The following is a 15,183-nucleotide window of genomic DNA, read 5'->3' as shown; positions in this document are numbered from 1 at the left end:
AGGAGATTAAATAATGGCTCGTGTAAAACGTGGTGTTATTGCAAGAGCACGCCATAAGAAAGTTCTTAAGGCTGCTAAAGGTTATTATGGTGCACGTTCACGTGTGTATCGCGTTGCTTTCCAAGCAGTGATTAAAGCTGGTCAATATGCTTACCGTGACCGCCGTCAACGTAAACGTCAATTCCGTCAATTATGGATTGCTCGTATCAACGCTGCCGCTCGTCAAAATGGTTTATCTTACAGCAAATTCATCAATGGCTTGAAAAAAGCCTCTGTTGAAATCGACCGTAAGATTTTAGCTGACATCGCTGTATTCGATAAAGTGGCTTTCGCTGCTTTAGTTGAAAAAGCAAAATCTGCGCTTTAATATTTAAAGCATAGGAAATTAGGACGCTGTTTAGCGTCCTTTTTTGTTTATATGCTGTGGTTATTTACCCCAAATGCCCCACATCATTCACTTTTTCCACAATAAATCGTCCTTGCGCATTTTCCTCTTGCACATAACGAACCACGCTAATCGAGGTATTGGCTAGCGTTTCACTTTTCCCATTTTCACGGTGATTTTGCCACGTGGCACCGTTCAATAAGGCGATCAATAAACGTAGTGTATGACCGTGCGAAACAATTAGAATATTGCCTTTATCATGAATTTTAATGATGTCTTGAATGGCTTTGGTGGCACGTTCTGCTAACTGTTGCCATGTTTCACCGTTATTACAGCGGGCTTGATAATTCGCAGGATCATTGACCATCTGTTGAAATTCGGGATGTTGACGAATATTGTCCACTAAGGTTCCCTCCCAACTGCCAAAATGATGTTCATTTAACCCATTATGCTGAAAAAGAGGGACATCACGCTCACCTAAAATATGATGCGCTGTGTCGATAGTCCGTTGTAAACAGCTAGAATAGGCAGCGACAAAAGGAATAGTTTGCAAAACTTCCCCCGTTTTCACCGCACCTTGTACCCCTTGTTCGGTGAGATTGGAGTTACCTGAGCCTTGCATTAAACCTTGTTCATTCCAAATGGTGCGACCGTGACGGACGAAATAAAAGCGGAGATCTTTATTCATGCTGTATTTTCCTTTAAGATAGGGTAATGAGGTTATTATGCTAGAAATTATATATCAACATCAAGATTTTATCATCATCAATAAACCTTGTGGATTAAGTGTTCACAAAGATGATAATGAGAGAGGCTTAACGCAAATCGTGGCAAATCAACTTGGCGTGGCGCAAGTTTGGTTGGTTCATCGTTTAGATAAAGTGACGTCGGGCTTGCTGATGTTAGCCTTAAACCAACCGGCGGCTGTTCGCTTGTCGGGTTTGTTTGCGGCACATCAAATTCAGAAAACCTATTTAGCGTTGTCAGCGCATAAACCGAAAAAGAAACAAGGCCTGATTGTGGGGAATATGGAAAAGGCACGGCGTGGTGCGTGGAAATTGCTGAAAAGTAAAGAAAATCCAGCAATTACTCGTTTTTATTCCATCAGTTGTGAGCCAAATTTACGCTTGTTTGTATTAACACCGCAAACAGGCAAAACCCATCAGTTGCGAGTTGCCATGAAAAGTTTAGGTAGCCCGATTTTAGGGGATGAACTGTATGGCGATAAAACGGAAAATATTGACCGCACTTATTTGCATGCCTACGGTTTAGATTTTGTTTATCAAAATCAGCCCATTCATGTGAAATACTTGCCAAACTGCGGTGAATTTTTTCAGCGAAATTCTGTATTAAACCAACTGAATTTAGTTAACTAAATTTTGTAAAAAACAGTTGAAAAAATCAGTAAATAGCCTATGATTGATCTTGAACATTATTTCTATTAACAAGGAGTTTACAATGGCATTAGGTTGGTATGAATTAAAATTAGCGAGCGATGGACAGTTTATGTTCAATTTAAAAGCCGCAAATAGTCAGGTTATTTTAACCAGTGAATTATATAAAACCCGAGCAGCAGCTGAAAATGGTATTGCGTCTGTGCAAAAAAATGGGGAAGATGAAAGTCTATTTGAATATCGAGTAGCAAAAAATGACAAGCCTTATTTTGTGTTAAAAGCCAAAAATCATCAAGAAATTGGCCGTAGCCAATATTATTCCTCACAAGAATCAGCTAAAAATGGCGTGAAATCTGTGATGAATAATGCGGCAACCACCACGGTTAAGGATTTAACCAAAGCCTAATCACGACATAAGCCATTCAATAGAATGGCTTTTTTATCTTAACGCCACGAGCATATCGTTAATCGCTGAACAAAGTAAATCACGGTCATGACGATAGGTGACATCATCTGCGTTTAGTTTACGGACTAACAGCTTAATATTTAATGCCGTTTCATCAATCGGCACTGGCGTAATCGCACCGTCCACAATATTTTCGCCTACGGTTTGATTAATCCACTGAATACGGTCAGGTAAGGATAAATGGGCTGCGGGGCTGTGTTCTACACCAAGATTATCAATAAAAATAATATGCGCAGAGGTTTGTTTGAGCGCTTGGATAATTTCGGGTAATAAAAGGGTTGGCATAATACTGGTGAGAAAACTGCCTGGGCCAAGTAAAATGACGTCAGCTTGTAAAATCGCTTGAATCGCCTCGGGGGAGGCGTTGACATTGGGGTAGAGAAAAAGTTGCGCAGGGAGCTGTTGTAGATTGTCTATGGCCACTTCGCCGAGAATATTTTCGCCCGAGGGCAACGTGGCACCCAGATGTACAGGTTCATCTGACATGGGTAAAAGAAAGGATTTTACTCTCAAGAAGTTACGAATTAAATTAATCGCATCCGTAGGCCGAATTTGCATATCTTCAAGGGCTTTTAAAATCAAATTACCGAGATTATGCCCCGCCAATTCCCCCGTGCCAGAAAAACGATATTCAAACACGGCCGAGGCGGTGGTGGGGGTGGCTATAATTTGGGTTAAGCAGTTGCGTAAATCGCCCCATGCAATACCGCCGTGATCGTGGCGAATGCGTCCTGTGGACCCGCCATTATCGGTGGTCGCCACAATGCCGGTGAGCTGTTCTTTTAAGAAACTTAAGGCCGACATCACACGCCCTAAACCATGACCACCCCCGATAGCGACGAGGTGTTTAACTTGTTTGAGCGAGCTGTTGTTCGGCATAATTTGTTTTTCCTGTGATAAAAGTGCGGTGTTAATTTACCATTTTTCCCTACGTTTAGAAAGGTTATTTTACGCTATATAAATTAAGCTATAATTGAAGAAAAGGAATTCCAATATATTTCTACCTAAATAGTGTTAATCCTCGGCTTTTAAGTTGTACTTTTGGGCTATCTCTTTTAGAATAAAGATAATTTCATATACCGAGCTTGTGTGCCTACGTCAATATAGATAAGGTAGCAATGCCAGTGATCGCCAAATGGGTTGGCGATTGCTCGGGGATACGCTGGAAACGGTTTGTCCTATTCTTTTTATAAAGGTATTTAATGCACAATATTCCTATCCGAAACTTGTCGGTGCGGTTAGTTGATCCGTTCCAACGAGAATATTACTATTTGCGGCTGTCCATTACGGATGTTTGCAATTTTCGCTGTAACTATTGTTTACCCAATGGTTATCAGTCCCATCCTGAATGGGATAAATTCCTCAATGTCGACGAAATTCGCCGTGTGGTGCGAGCCTTTGCCGCAATGGGAACGGAAAAAGTGCGACTCACAGGGGGCGAACCGACCTTACGCAAAGATTTTGTTGAAATCGTGGAAAATATTGCTGATATGGAGAATATTCACACCTTGGCATTAACCACCAATGGCTATCGGATGGCAAAAGACGTGGCAGCGTGGCGAAAAGCAGGGATTACCTCTATCAATGTCAGCGTAGACAGCCTAAACCCTCGTCAATTTCACCGCATTACAGGCGAAGATAAATTTGATGATGTTATGCGTGGCATTGAGCGTGCTTTTGACGTGGGTTATCAGAAAATCAAAATAAATTCCGTACTGATGAAAGACTACAATGACGGCGAACTTGCGCAGTTTTTGGCGTGGATTAAACACCGCCCGATTCAAATGCGGTTTATTGAATTAATGCAAACAGGGGAGATGGATCATTTTTTCCAACGTCATCATCTTTCAGGGCAGCTTTTAGCGGATAAATTAGTGCAACAAGGTTGGCAATTACAACCAAAAGGGCGAACAGATGGTCCTGCGAAAGTATTTTCTCACCCCGATTATCAAGGGGAAATTGGCTTGATTATGCCTTATGAGAAACATTTTTGCACCAGTTGCAACCGCTTGCGCGTGTCGGCAAAAGGCAAATTGCATTTATGTTTATTTGGTGAAGAAGGCGTTGATTTGCGAGAATTGTTACAATCAGATAACCAGCAATTACTTTTACAAGCAAGGCTTTTCGGTGCGTTACAGGGTAAACGAGAACATCATTATTTACATCAAGGCGATAGCGGTGTAAGAACTAATTTAGCTAGTATTGGTGGGTAAAGAATAGTCAATATTTGCTTTTTTGTGTTGATTATATTTAATTTAGGAGATGATTGTAGGGGCGTATTGCATACGCCCTCATCTCGAATTTGCAAATTTGCCCTAAAAAAATTGGGGCAAGCATTAAAAGGGCGTATGCAATACGCCCCTACAATATTAATATAAAATTCGAACATAGCCAAAAAAGAGATAACAGAATGACAAAATTAACTCATATTAATCAAAACGGCGAAGCCAATATGGTGGACGTGTCGGCGAAACAAGATACCGTACGAGAAGCCCGAGCGGAAGCCTTTGTGACAATGTCACCCGAAACCTTGGCAATGATTGTTAATGGCAATCACCACAAAGGGGATGTGTTTGCCACCGCCCGAATTGCAGGGATTCAAGCCGCAAAACGGACGTGGGAGCTGATTCCGTTATGTCATCCGTTATTGCTGTCAAAAGTGGAAGTGAATTTAACCGCACTTCCCGAGCAAAATCAGGTGCGAATTGAAAGTCTATGTAAACTCACGGGCAAAACAGGCGTGGAAATGGAAGCCTTAACGGCGGTGAGTGTTGCCGCCTTGACGATTTACGATATGTGCAAAGCAGTGCAAAAAGATATCGTCATTTCGGACGTGCGTTTATTAGAAAAGTGCGGTGGGAAATCGGGGCATTTTAAGGTGGAATAATGCTAAAAATTTTATTTTTTGCTCAAACCAGAGAATTGCTCGGCGTGGAGCAGTTGGAACTGAATGCCGAATTTGATACCGCAGAAAGCGTGCGTCAGCATTTGGCTCAACAAGGCGATAAATGGGCGTTGGCGTTACAAAAGGGCAAGTTACTGGTGGCTATTAATCAAACCTTATTGCCGTTAGAAAGTGCGGTTAAATCGGGCGATGAAATTGCTTTTTTTCCGCCTGTGACAGGGGGATAAACCATGGACGAAATATTAATTGCCGTGCAAACAGAGCCTTTTGATCAAAATGCGGTGTATCGTTGGTTATCAGAACAACATAGCGTCGGTGCAACCACGATTTTTGTGGGCAAAGTGCGGGAAATGAATTTGGGTGACAAGGTGTCGAGTTTATATTTAGAACATTACCCCGCCATGACTGAAAAAGCGCTACATGAAATCATACAGACAGCCAAACAACGTTGGAATTTGCAACGAGTAGCCATTATTCACCGTGTAGGTTTGTTACATACTGGTGATGAAATTGTCTTAGTTGGGGTGAGTACCGCTCACCGTGCTGATGTCTATGCCGCCAATGAATTTATTATGGATTACCTGAAGACCAAAGCGCCTTTTTGGAAAAAAGAACAGACGGAACAAGGGGAACGTTGGATTGAAGGGCGTGAAAGTGATTTAGTTGCGGCGGAGAAGTGGTGATAAATTGACACTAAAAGGATGCGGTTTTTGTCCTTTAAAAAAGCATTTTTGTGATCTTGATTCCAAAATTGAACTGAAAATCTTGTGAAATTTTAACCGCACTTAATAATATCTCCATTAATCCCAAAAATGGAGCAACAAATGATACAACTTTCTCGCTATATTGATCTCACCACCGATTACGGTTTTAAACGCATTTTCGGTACTGAACCCCACAAAGATATCTTACTTTCTTTTTTAAATGAATTATTCAAGGGTAAGAAAATCATCCAAGATTTGGTTTATAATAAAAACGAACAAGTGGGCGATACGTTAAAATTAGGCTCAGTGATTTTTGATTTAACCTGTACCGCCGATGACGGCAGTCAATTTATTATTGAAGTGCAACGTAGTCATCAAGAGCATTTCAAGGAGCGTACGATTTATTACGGTGCAAAATTGCTCAGTGACCAAGCCCCAAAAGGTAAAAGAAACGAATGGGAATATGCTATTACCGAAGTTTATGTGATTGCCATTATGGATGGTTTCCGTTTCTCTAATACAACAGATTATTTGCACGATATTTGCCTTTGCAACAAACAGACAGGGGAAATATTTTATGATACACTGGGATTTATCTACATAGAGCTGATTAACTTCAGTAAACCTGAAAAACAGTTAACGACAACGTTGGAAAAATGGCTGTATGTGCTAAAAAATATGGTGAAACTGCCTAATTTACCCAATTTTTTAGACGATCCTATTTTTGAAAAACTATTTGAAATTGCGGAATACAGCAACTTGAATAAAAAGGAGCAAGAAATGTATGATGTCAGTTTAAAACGTAAATGGGATGAATATTCCCTGTTAAACTCCGCTACAAACAGAGGACGAATGGAAGGGCGTTTAGAAAATATGAAAGAAGTTGCCCACAATATGCTTTCTTTAGGCTTAGATTTAGAGATTATTTCCAAATCCGTTGGTTTGCCTGTTGATGAAATTCAAAAGTTAAAACGAACAATGGATTAATTATGATGCTGGTGTGGATATTATTTTATTTATCCAGTTTTTCTTTATTACAAAATAAGTATAATAAACCATCCTTTTATCACGAGAACCCTTTATGAAATTTATCTCTTTTAATATCAATGGATTACGAGCAAGACCACATCAGCTAGAAGCGATTATTGAAAAACATCAGCCTGATGTATTGGGCTTGCAAGAAATTAAAGTGGCAGATGAGCAGTTTCCCTATGAATTAGTAGAACATTTGGGCTATCAGGTGTTTCATCACGGGCAAAAGGGTCACTACGGTGTGGCGTTGTTGTGTAAGCAGCAACCTGTTGCCGTGCGGAAAGGGTTTCCGACCGATGATCCTGATGCTCAAAAACGCATTATTATGGCAGATTTAGACACGCCTTTTGGCTTATTAACGGTGATTAATGGCTATTTTCCGCAAGGGGAGTGCCGTGATCATGAAACCAAATTCCCTGCCAAACAAAAATTCTATGCGGATTTGCAACATTATTTGGAAGATCATCATAATAAAGCCAATCCGATTGTGATTATGGGCGATATGAATATTAGCCCGACGGATTTGGATATTGGTATTGGCGAAGAAAATCGTAAACGGTGGTTGCGTACGGGCAAATGTTCGTTTTTACCTGAAGAAAGAGAATGGTATCAACGTCTGTATGATTATGGGTTGCGAGATACGTTCCGTCAGCTAAATCCAACGGTGAACGATCAATTTTCGTGGTTTGATTACCGCTCCAAAGGTTTTGATGAGAACCGTGGCTTGCGGATCGATCATATTTTAGCTAATCAAGCCTTGGTGGAAAAATGTGTCAATGTGGGGATTGATTGGGAGATTCGGGGCATGGAAAAACCTTCCGATCATGCACCGATTTGGGCGGAATTTAACTAATGTCAGCGATACATTTTCATCAGGATATTGATGATCAACATTGGCAGAATTATCGCACTTGGTTTGGTGAGCATGTGGCGGTGGTGTCAGTGAACACCGCTGTGTTGGCCTCTTTTTCAGAAGTTCGCCCAATAAATATTGCACAAATTAGCCGACATTATGAAAGCGATCAGAATGGTTTGCCAAGTGAACCTCATTATCATGATATGTTCCGTCAGATTTTGCATACGATTACGCAACTTTGTGCATTGCCGGATGTGTTTTATGCGGGGCATATTTTGTCCAACGGTAAAGCGCAGCAATTTTTCTATTTTAATGATGAAATTAGCTTGTTGGAAACCTTAGGGCAACTCACTTATGATTCCCTTGATATTCAGCAAGATCCTCAGTGGGATACTTATTTTGAATTTTTATTGCCGTCATCATTGGAAAGTAAAATGATGTTGACGGAAGAAATGTTAGATACGCTCAGTGAAAGTGGGGCGGATTTGTCTGAACCGCAACCCATTGAACATAATTTTCATTTTGATGATAAAGGGGATATCGAACTTTTTATTGAAAAATGTCATTTGGCCAATATTCCTTTTGAGCGGATTAAATATACAGAACATAAAATTAAAATAGAGGGTGATTATAAAGCCTACTTGGTTAAAGTGGAGCAAGAATTGAGCTTGGATACGCAAGATATTTTTAATCAAGTGGAGCAGTTTGAAATGATTGCTGAGGCATTGTCTATACGTTATATTGGGTGGGAATATAGCCAATTAGGCCAACAAGGCTATTTAAATTAATTTAGGCCTAATCAGGCCTAAATCACAATAAATTGACGTAAAACACACCGCACTTTTTAAGGCAATTTAGCTTGAATTAATTTGCCATGTTCTCCATCCCAATCAATTTCTGCAATGGTTGCAGGCAAAAAAGATACGTTATTTTTACCACATAATTCCGCTACAATTTCACCCACTAAAGGTAAATGGGAGATAATCAAAACTTGTTGTATCTCCTCATCGAACAGTGCAGACAGATAATCCACTACCACTTCCGCCTTACCATAAGGGGTAATAGCGTCCCATATTTCGGTGTGTTCAGACAGGACATTATCGAAATTTCGGTTTATACAATCAAAAGTTTGCTTGGTTCGGGCATAAGGGCTGACTAACACTTTATCAAAGTGCGTTGCGTTTTCTTGCAGTTTTTCTTTTAGCCAAGTACCTTGACGTAATGCGCTTTGCTCCCCAAACTCAGTCAGAGTCCGTTCTTTATCAACTTTCGCAAACATCTCCGCTTCACCGTGGCGCATAATAAAAATTCTCATTTAATGTTCCTTATACAATACAGTTTTTTAACAAAATATAATCGTAAGTTCATATCTATGTCAATGGGAAATTTTTGTTTAATGCCTCGCTTTTCATGTGTCTTTAGCGTATAATATGCGCCAGTTTTTATCGTTGTAAAGGGATTGCAGTCAATTTTATGACGGTATGTGTAATATTATCATGTTAAATCATAAAATTAGTGACGGAGAAAGCAATGTCTATAAAACTCAGAAGAACCAAAATCGTATGTACAATGGGACCTTCGACGGATCAAGGCGATAATTTAGAAAAAATTATTGCAGCAGGTGCCAATGTGGTTCGTATGAACTTCTCTCATGGTACACCAGATGACCATATTGGACGTGCGGCTAAAGTGCGTGAAATTGCCAAAAGATTAGGTAAAAACGTGGCCATTTTAGGCGACTTACAAGGCCCTAAAATCCGAGTGTCGACTTTTAAAGATGGTAAAATCTTCTTAAATGTGGGTGATAAATTTGTGTTAGATGCCAACTTACCAAAAGGTGAGGGTGATCAAAATTCTGTGGGATTAGATTATAAAACCTTACCAAGAGATGTGGTATCTGGTGATGTATTATTATTAGATGATGGTCGTGTTCAATTAAAAGTGTTATCTACCGAGGGAGCTAAAGTGTTCACCGAAGTCACCGTAGGCGGCCCACTTTCCAATAATAAAGGGATTAACAAATTAGGCGGCGGCTTATCTGCTGACGCATTGACTGAAAAAGATAAAGCTGACATTATCACCGCAGCACGCATTGGGGTAGATTATTTAGCCGTTTCTTTCCCTCGTTCAAGTACCGACTTAAATTATGCTCGTCGTTTAGCCAGAGAAGCGGGATTAGATGCGAAAATTGTCGCCAAAGTAGAGCGTGCAGAAACTGTGGTAGATGAAGCCGCAATGGACGACATTATTTTAGCCTCTGATGTGATCATGGTAGCTCGTGGTGACTTAGGGGTTGAAATTGGCGACCCTGAATTAGTGGGTGTACAGAAAAAATTAATTCGTCGTTCACGTCGTTTAAACCGTGTGGTGATTACGGCGACTCAAATGATGGAATCTATGATCAGCAATCCAATGCCAACCCGTGCGGAAGTAATGGATGTAGCGAATGCGGTATTAGATGGAACAGATGCAGTGATGCTTTCTGCTGAAACAGCGGCAGGTCAATACCCTGCAGAAACCGTGGCGACCATGGCAAAAGTCTGTTTAGGTGCAGAAAAAATGCCAAGCATTAACGTTTCACGTCACCGTATGGATGTACAATTTGAAACCATCGGTGAATCAGTGGCATTCTCTGCGATGTATGCAGCGAACCATATGAAAGGCGTTGCTGCGATCATCACGATGACTAGCACAGGGCATACTGCCAAATTGATGTCACGTATCAGTTCAGGCTTACCGATTTTTGCCTTATCTCGTCATCAATCCACATTAAATCTTTGTTCATTATATCGTGGTGTAACACCAGTTTATTGTGAGACAGAATCTCGCACTGCCGAGGGTGCAAAACAAGCGGTCAAATTATTAAAAGATAAAGGTTATTTAACCTCTGGCGATCTTGTTTTATTAACCCATGGTGACCCATTGGGCAAAGGTGATACCAATACTTGCCGTACGTTAATCGTTGAATAAGCAAGTGTGTTCATAATGATCAAACGGTGGTGTCGAGCCACCGTTTTTTATTTGGCTATTTAACCGCTATTTATGATATAATGCACAGACATATTATTGGGTGCAATTCTTGAGTCAGAATCACCTTATTTTCACCATTTAAATATTCTATTTTAGTCGTTGGAGGACTAAATGACTAGTGCAGTAAATAAACGTTCAATAATGACCCTTTTTTATGATAAATCTGATATTTATTGTCATCAGGTTCGCATTGTATTGGCGGAAAAAGGTGTCGCTTATGAAGCTGAAGTGACTGAAGCGCAAAGTTTATCAGAAGACTTAATTGAGTTAAATCCTTATGGCACACTGCCGACATTAGTGGATCGTGATCTTGTGTTATTCAATTCTCGCATCATCATGGAATATTTAGACGAACGTTTTCCGCATCCCCCTTTAATGCCAGTTTATCCTGTTGCCAGAGGCAAAACTCGTCTATTAATGCAGCGCATTGAACAAGATTGGTATCCAACCCTAGCCAAAGCTGAAAATGGCACGGAACAAGAACGAACCACTGCACTTGAGCAGCTCAGAGAAGAATTATTATCTGTATCATCTATTTTTGAACAAACGCCTTTTTTTATGAGTGAAGAATTTAGTTTAGTGGATTGTTATCTTGCCCCGTTATTATGGCGAATGCAAGAGGCTGGCGTTGAATTTACAGGTACGGGCAGTAAAGCATTAAAAGCCTATATGAATCGAGTCTTTGAACGTGATTCGTTCCAACAATCTGTTGGCAATGCAGCCCCTAAAAATTTAATGGATGATAAATAATGGTTATGGAATACAAATCCACCCCAAAACGCCCTTATTTATTAAGAGCCTATTACGATTGGTTGGTGGATAACGGTTTTACCCCTTATTTAGTGGTCGATGCCACCTACAACGGTGTTGTTGTGCCACAGGATTATGTTAAAGACGGCCAAATTGTATTAAACATTTCCGCCGGCGCAGTAGGCGCGTTGTCATTAGGCAATCAAGCCATTGAATTTAACGCCCGTTTCCAAGGTATTCCAAGAGATATTTACATTCCTTTAGGCGCTGCCTTAGCCATTTACGCTCGTGAAAATGGTGATGGTGTCATGTTTGAGCCAGAATCGATTTATGATGAACAGGAGCAAGTCCCACACATTGAGCAACCGACTAGCTTTAATGAGGCTGTGGATAAAACAAAAGCGAAAAAAACACCAAACACTAAATCGGCATCACATTTAAAAATTATTAAATAATTGAGATGTGATAAAACAGTGGAAAAGAATTTGACTTATAGGGTTTTGCTATGAATACAACGACGAATATAACGCTGCCTGCGAGTAATAACATTCCTGAGACAACCATTATTCGTTTTAAAGAAGTCCATACCAAAGATGCAATACGCATAATGGTGAATCGGAATAAGGAAGTTTTATTTGATCCAGTTAAAGGGCGAGTTAAGCAATTCACTAAATTCATCAAATCCAAAGAGAGTGATACGTTAGAAGTCAATTTCAAGGAGACGGTATTAACCTCTTATTGGTGTATTGAAGCTCAACGTAAAATAGATTATGCGTTGAAACAACAAAGAAAAATCAATATTGATAATCCAGATGCGACAAAAATTACCATAAAAATAAATGATGCTGATTTAGAATGCCCAGTTGAACGAGGGATTGTGAATGTCGAAACAACAGAATATTGTACTCAGACGATTGATTATTTTCATATTTTTGATAATTCAACAGGCTTAGAGTATGATGCTTTCCAACGTAATTATATAGATGAACCTAATTACACTAAGCAAAAAAATAAAAAAGAACTAGGGATAATTTTAAAACCTAGCATTTCTAAAACATCGTTAATTATCAGTTGTAATTCAAAACTAACCAGTAAATCACCTAAAGCGGATGATATTCTTGATAATATGATTAGCTATAAGAAAATAGAACTTTATCTGGTGCCTGTGTATATTTTTGAATGTAGAGAATCTGAAACACAACGATCTGTTACGGTTAAAGTTGATGCGGTGACAGGGAAAATTATCAAGGATCAATCTCAAATTTTAGATATATTAAAAGATGATGAATTTAAAAATATGTTGATTGATGTGGCCGCAGAGGTCACGAATGCTGCCCTCCCTGGTGTGGGAAGTATTGGGAAGTTTGCTGTAAATAGAGTGATGCATTAAGTTTATTAATTAACGTTGGGTTTAACATTGTTGATGTTAAACCCAATTTTTATGTTTGAAAGCATGCGCTGGAAATTGATGAAAATAAAAAAGACGGCGTAAAACCGTCTTTTCTTTGAATTGGTGCCAGTGGCCGGACTCGAACCGGCACGCTTTTAAGGGCGGCGGATTTTGAATCCGCTGCGTCTACCAATTTCGCCACACTGGCTAGCACTGATAATTCTTGAGTTGTATTATACGGTTATCTAAAGCGGTTGCAAGTATAAATTTGTGATTTACGTTTATTCGCTTTAAATTTCATCAATAGGCTTGGTAAATAAAGCTATTCATATCATATAACAATGCAGTATAATAAGGATTATTTTTTATATTGTAACGGAAATACAATGAGCCAGTTTTTTTATGTTCATCCTGAAAATCCACAAGTGAGATTAATTAATCAAGCGGTGGAGATTTTGAAAAGTGGTGGGGTGATTGTTTACCCGACCGATTCGGGTTATGCTTTAGGTTGTATGATGGGCGATAAGCATGCTATGGATCGCATTGTGACCATTCGTCAGTTGCCAGAGGGGCATAATTTTACTTTGGTATGCAGTGATTTATCGGAACTATCCCATTATGCCACGGTGAGTAATGTGGCTTATCGGTTAATCAAAAACAATACACCAGGGCGTTATACCTTTATTTTATCGGCGACCAAAGAATTGCCTCGTCGTTTGATGACATCAAAACGTAAAACCATTGGGTTGCGTGTGCCAGATAATCAAATTGCCTTGGATTTGTTAAAGGCTTTGGGCGAGCCGATTTTATCTTGCTCGTTGATGTTGCCGAAAGAAGAACATATTACGCAATCTGATCCTGAAGAAATTCGTGATCGCTTAGAACATCACGTGGATTTAATTATTCACGGTGGTTATTTAGGTCAAGACCCGACAACCGTGGTGGATTTGACCGAGGACATTCCGGTTATTTTACGTGAGGGTAGTGGTAGCATTACGCCGTTTATTTAACCGTTTATTTTAATTATGACGCTTGGGAAAGCGACAACAAAGGATACATTTATGAAATTTCAATCTCAGCCTCGCTCAACAGAACGTTCAACCGAACGCTCCACAGATCGTAACCGCAATCGTAGCACAAATCGTGACACAGGAAGAAACGAAAAACGAGGCGAAAAATCACCGCACTTTAATCTCCGTACGGGCCAAGAAAGAGGGCGTCAAGATAAAGATCAGCAAGCGCCAAAAGGGCGTTTAGACCGTTCTCGAGGTGAACGTAACTCGGTGAAATCCAGTTCAAATAACCCAGACAAGGCACCGTTTGAACGTAAACCCTTGCCGATGCGTAAACCTAAACCTGTTGCAGTCACAGAAAATAAGCCGACGGTAGCCGGTGAGAAATTACAGAAGATTTTAGCCAATGCAGGACAAGGTTCACGCCGTGAAATTGAGGCGATTATTGCCGCTGGACGGGTGAGTGTCGATGGGAAAATGGCCACGCTAGGTGATCGTGTCACCGTGCATTCTGGCTTGAAAATCCGCATTGATGGCCATTTAATTAATTTAACAGCGGTGCAAAAAGAAGTGTGCCGTGTGTTAATGTATTACAAACCCGAGGGCGAATTATGCACCCGAAGTGACCCTGAGGGACGTGCCACCGTATTTGATCGTTTGCCTCGCTTGGTTGGTTCACGTTGGATAGCCGTAGGCCGCTTAGATATTAATACCTCCGGTTTATTATTGTTCACCACCGACGGCGAATTGGCCAATCGTTTAATGCACCCAAGTCAAGAAGTGGAGCGTGAATATTCGGTGCGAGTGTTTGGCGAGGTGAATGACGCCATGATTGCTCGCTTGCGTAAAGGCGTGCAGTTAGAAGATGGATTAGCCAATTTTAAAAGCGTGAAAGCCATGGGCGGCACGGGGTTAAATCAATGGTTTGATGTGACCTTAATGGAGGGGCGCAATCGTGAAGTGCGTCGTCTGTGGGAAAGTCAAGGTATTCAGGTCAGCCGTTTAATTCGTATTCGTTACGGCAATATTAAATTGATGAAATCCTTGCCTCGGGGTGGTTGGGAAGAAATGGATTTAGCCAATGTGAATTATTTGCGTGAATTGGTGGGGCTGGCGCCTGAAACCGAAACGAAATTAGATGTCACTCAGCCAAAACGTCGCTCTAATACAGGCAAAATTCGTAAAGCCGTGAAACGTTACACTGAAATCAGTAAGCGTTATAAAAAAGCCTAGTTTGACATTCCTTTAAAGAGAAATT

The 15,183-nt window shown here is 40.3% G+C and carries 19 protein-coding genes, 1 tRNA gene and 1 riboswitch; of the genes, 16 read left to right on the top strand and 4 right to left on the bottom strand.

All coding sequences use genetic code 11. From position 1 onward, the window contains the following. The first annotated feature begins 13 nt into the window (after positions 1 to 13). On the top strand, positions 14 to 367 hold the full coding sequence (gene rplT, locus ACTG7L_RS04310) for a 50S ribosomal protein L20 (protein WP_005596075.1): 354 nt from the start codon (positions 14 to 16) through the stop codon (positions 365 to 367). 64 nt (positions 368 to 431) lie between these two features. Here rplT and ACTG7L_RS04305 read toward each other — a convergent pair whose 3' ends face one another. Continuing rightward, positions 432 to 1,073: a histidine phosphatase family protein gene (locus tag ACTG7L_RS04305; protein WP_439327554.1), complete on the bottom strand. Its 642-nt coding sequence runs from the start codon at positions 1,071 to 1,073 to the stop codon at positions 432 to 434. Positions 1,074 to 1,110: 37 nt separating this feature from the next. Here ACTG7L_RS04305 and ACTG7L_RS04300 point away from each other — a divergent pair, with 37 nt between their 5' ends. Together ACTG7L_RS04300 and ACTG7L_RS04295 are read left to right on the top strand one after the other, a co-directional pair. Then, complete coding sequence (locus tag ACTG7L_RS04300; protein WP_439327553.1) at positions 1,111 to 1,761, top strand: TIGR01621 family pseudouridine synthase; 651 nt, start codon at positions 1,111 to 1,113, stop codon at positions 1,759 to 1,761. Positions 1,762 to 1,843: 82 nt separating this feature from the next. Then, positions 1,844 to 2,185 carry a YegP family protein gene (locus ACTG7L_RS04295; RefSeq protein WP_439327552.1) on the top strand — a complete coding sequence of 114 codons (342 nt, stop codon included), beginning with the start codon at positions 1,844 to 1,846 and terminating at the stop codon, positions 2,183 to 2,185. 33 nt (positions 2,186 to 2,218) lie between these two features. Here the strand turns inward: ACTG7L_RS04295 and ACTG7L_RS04290 are convergent, their stop codons facing one another. Further along, positions 2,219 to 3,124 carry a gluconeogenesis factor YvcK family protein gene (locus tag ACTG7L_RS04290; RefSeq protein ID WP_439327551.1) on the bottom strand — a complete coding sequence of 302 codons (906 nt, stop codon included), beginning with the start codon at positions 3,122 to 3,124 and terminating at the stop codon, positions 2,219 to 2,221. Positions 3,125 to 3,310: 186 nt separating this feature from the next. Continuing rightward, a riboswitch (molybdenum cofactor riboswitch) is annotated at positions 3,311 to 3,459 on the top strand. Between ACTG7L_RS04290 and moaA the strand changes: the two genes are divergently transcribed. The 7 genes from moaA (at position 3,448) to ACTG7L_RS04255 (ending at position 8,530) form a co-directional block, all read left to right on the top strand. Further along, the gene (gene moaA, locus ACTG7L_RS04285) at positions 3,448 to 4,458 is read left to right on the top strand and encodes a GTP 3',8-cyclase MoaA (protein ID WP_439327550.1); all 1,011 of its coding nucleotides are present in this window, start codon (positions 3,448 to 3,450) and stop codon (positions 4,456 to 4,458) included. Its footprint overlaps the riboswitch before it by 12 nt. A gap of 197 nt (positions 4,459 to 4,655) precedes the next feature. Further along, complete coding sequence (gene moaC / locus ACTG7L_RS04280) at positions 4,656 to 5,132, top strand: cyclic pyranopterin monophosphate synthase MoaC (RefSeq protein ID WP_439327549.1); 477 nt, start codon at positions 4,656 to 4,658, stop codon at positions 5,130 to 5,132. Beyond that, entirely contained in the window at positions 5,132 to 5,377 is a 246-nt protein-coding gene (moaD, locus tag ACTG7L_RS04275; RefSeq protein ID WP_439327548.1) for a molybdopterin synthase sulfur carrier subunit, read from the top strand. The genes moaC and moaD overlap by 1 nt, the downstream gene beginning before the upstream one ends. A gap of 3 nt (positions 5,378 to 5,380) precedes the next feature. After that, a complete protein-coding gene (moaE, locus tag ACTG7L_RS04270) occupies positions 5,381 to 5,833 on the top strand; it encodes a molybdopterin synthase catalytic subunit MoaE (RefSeq protein WP_439327547.1) in 453 nt (150 codons plus the stop codon). A gap of 141 nt (positions 5,834 to 5,974) precedes the next feature. Beyond that, entirely contained in the window at positions 5,975 to 6,841 is an 867-nt protein-coding gene (locus tag ACTG7L_RS04265; protein ID WP_439327546.1) for an Rpn family recombination-promoting nuclease/putative transposase, read from the top strand. Between the two features lie 94 nt (positions 6,842 to 6,935). Then, positions 6,936 to 7,739, top strand: coding sequence for an exodeoxyribonuclease III (gene xthA, locus ACTG7L_RS04260; RefSeq protein ID WP_439327545.1), 804 nt, complete (start codon positions 6,936 to 6,938; stop codon positions 7,737 to 7,739). Then, on the top strand, positions 7,739 to 8,530 hold the full coding sequence (locus ACTG7L_RS04255) for a TIGR01619 family protein (RefSeq protein WP_439327544.1): 792 nt from the start codon (positions 7,739 to 7,741) through the stop codon (positions 8,528 to 8,530). Before xthA ends, ACTG7L_RS04255 begins: the two co-directional genes overlap by 1 nt. Before the next feature lie 56 nt (positions 8,531 to 8,586). Here ACTG7L_RS04255 and sixA read toward each other — a convergent pair whose 3' ends face one another. Continuing rightward, a complete protein-coding gene (gene sixA / locus ACTG7L_RS04250) occupies positions 8,587 to 9,057 on the bottom strand; it encodes a phosphohistidine phosphatase SixA (protein WP_439327543.1) in 471 nt (156 codons plus the stop codon). 215 nt (positions 9,058 to 9,272) lie between these two features. On the opposite strand from sixA, the gene pyk reads away from it, so the two are divergent. The 4 genes from pyk (at position 9,273) to ACTG7L_RS04230 (ending at position 12,912) form a co-directional block, all read left to right on the top strand. After that, positions 9,273 to 10,712, top strand: a complete 1,440-nt coding sequence (pyk, locus tag ACTG7L_RS04245) for a pyruvate kinase (protein WP_439327542.1) — start codon at positions 9,273 to 9,275, stop codon at positions 10,710 to 10,712. A gap of 171 nt (positions 10,713 to 10,883) precedes the next feature. Further along, entirely contained in the window at positions 10,884 to 11,522 is a 639-nt protein-coding gene (gene sspA, locus ACTG7L_RS04240) for a stringent starvation protein SspA (RefSeq protein ID WP_439242607.1), read from the top strand. Positions 11,523 to 11,527: 5 nt separating this feature from the next. Next, positions 11,528 to 11,977 (top strand): ClpXP protease specificity-enhancing factor, encoded by a 450-nt coding sequence (locus ACTG7L_RS04235; RefSeq protein ID WP_439327652.1) that lies wholly within the window; start codon positions 11,528 to 11,530, stop codon positions 11,975 to 11,977. Positions 11,978 to 12,027: 50 nt separating this feature from the next. Next, positions 12,028 to 12,912, top strand: coding sequence for a hypothetical protein (locus ACTG7L_RS04230; RefSeq protein ID WP_439327541.1), 885 nt, complete (start codon positions 12,028 to 12,030; stop codon positions 12,910 to 12,912). A 121-nt stretch (positions 12,913 to 13,033) separates the two neighbouring features. On the opposite strand, the gene ACTG7L_RS04225 is transcribed toward ACTG7L_RS04230, so the two are convergent. Beyond that, a tRNA-Leu gene (locus tag ACTG7L_RS04225) sits at positions 13,034 to 13,120 on the bottom strand. 178 nt (positions 13,121 to 13,298) lie between these two features. Between ACTG7L_RS04225 and ACTG7L_RS04220 the strand changes: the two genes are divergently transcribed. Next, the gene (locus tag ACTG7L_RS04220; protein ID WP_439327540.1) at positions 13,299 to 13,922 is read left to right on the top strand and encodes an L-threonylcarbamoyladenylate synthase; all 624 of its coding nucleotides are present in this window, start codon (positions 13,299 to 13,301) and stop codon (positions 13,920 to 13,922) included. A gap of 51 nt (positions 13,923 to 13,973) precedes the next feature. Beyond that, entirely contained in the window at positions 13,974 to 15,158 is a 1,185-nt protein-coding gene (gene rluB / locus ACTG7L_RS04215) for a 23S rRNA pseudouridine(2605) synthase RluB (protein WP_439327539.1), read from the top strand. Positions 15,159 to 15,183: the final 25 nt, after the last annotated feature.

This window comes from Lonepinella sp. BR2357, from assembly GCF_051851525.1.
GTDB lineage: Bacteria > Pseudomonadota > Gammaproteobacteria > Enterobacterales > Pasteurellaceae > Lonepinella.
Note: the sequence above shows the minus strand (reverse complement) of the source record. Positions and strands in the feature narration are given on the sequence as shown.

Coding starts and splice junctions, on each gene's coding strand:
- rplT (WP_005596075.1), top strand. CDS start 14: ATGGCTCGTGTAAAACGTGGTGTTATTGCAAGAGCACGCCATAAGAAA.
- ACTG7L_RS04305 (WP_439327554.1), bottom strand. CDS start 1,073: ATGAATAAAGATCTCCGCTTTTATTTCGTCCGTCACGGTCGCACCATT.
- ACTG7L_RS04300 (WP_439327553.1), top strand. CDS start 1,111: ATGCTAGAAATTATATATCAACATCAAGATTTTATCATCATCAATAAA.
- ACTG7L_RS04295 (WP_439327552.1), top strand. CDS start 1,844: ATGGCATTAGGTTGGTATGAATTAAAATTAGCGAGCGATGGACAGTTT.
- ACTG7L_RS04290 (WP_439327551.1), bottom strand. CDS start 3,124: ATGCCGAACAACAGCTCGCTCAAACAAGTTAAACACCTCGTCGCTATC.
- moaA (WP_439327550.1), top strand. CDS start 3,448: ATGCACAATATTCCTATCCGAAACTTGTCGGTGCGGTTAGTTGATCCG.
- moaC (WP_439327549.1), top strand. CDS start 4,656: ATGACAAAATTAACTCATATTAATCAAAACGGCGAAGCCAATATGGTG.
- moaD (WP_439327548.1), top strand. CDS start 5,132: ATGCTAAAAATTTTATTTTTTGCTCAAACCAGAGAATTGCTCGGCGTG.
- moaE (WP_439327547.1), top strand. CDS start 5,381: ATGGACGAAATATTAATTGCCGTGCAAACAGAGCCTTTTGATCAAAAT.
- ACTG7L_RS04265 (WP_439327546.1), top strand. CDS start 5,975: ATGATACAACTTTCTCGCTATATTGATCTCACCACCGATTACGGTTTT.
- xthA (WP_439327545.1), top strand. CDS start 6,936: ATGAAATTTATCTCTTTTAATATCAATGGATTACGAGCAAGACCACAT.
- ACTG7L_RS04255 (WP_439327544.1), top strand. CDS start 7,739: ATGTCAGCGATACATTTTCATCAGGATATTGATGATCAACATTGGCAG.
- sixA (WP_439327543.1), bottom strand. CDS start 9,057: ATGAGAATTTTTATTATGCGCCACGGTGAAGCGGAGATGTTTGCGAAA.
- pyk (WP_439327542.1), top strand. CDS start 9,273: ATGTCTATAAAACTCAGAAGAACCAAAATCGTATGTACAATGGGACCT.
- sspA (WP_439242607.1), top strand. CDS start 10,884: ATGACTAGTGCAGTAAATAAACGTTCAATAATGACCCTTTTTTATGAT.
- ACTG7L_RS04235 (WP_439327652.1), top strand. CDS start 11,528: ATGGAATACAAATCCACCCCAAAACGCCCTTATTTATTAAGAGCCTAT.
- ACTG7L_RS04230 (WP_439327541.1), top strand. CDS start 12,028: ATGAATACAACGACGAATATAACGCTGCCTGCGAGTAATAACATTCCT.
- ACTG7L_RS04220 (WP_439327540.1), top strand. CDS start 13,299: ATGAGCCAGTTTTTTTATGTTCATCCTGAAAATCCACAAGTGAGATTA.
- rluB (WP_439327539.1), top strand. CDS start 13,974: ATGAAATTTCAATCTCAGCCTCGCTCAACAGAACGTTCAACCGAACGC.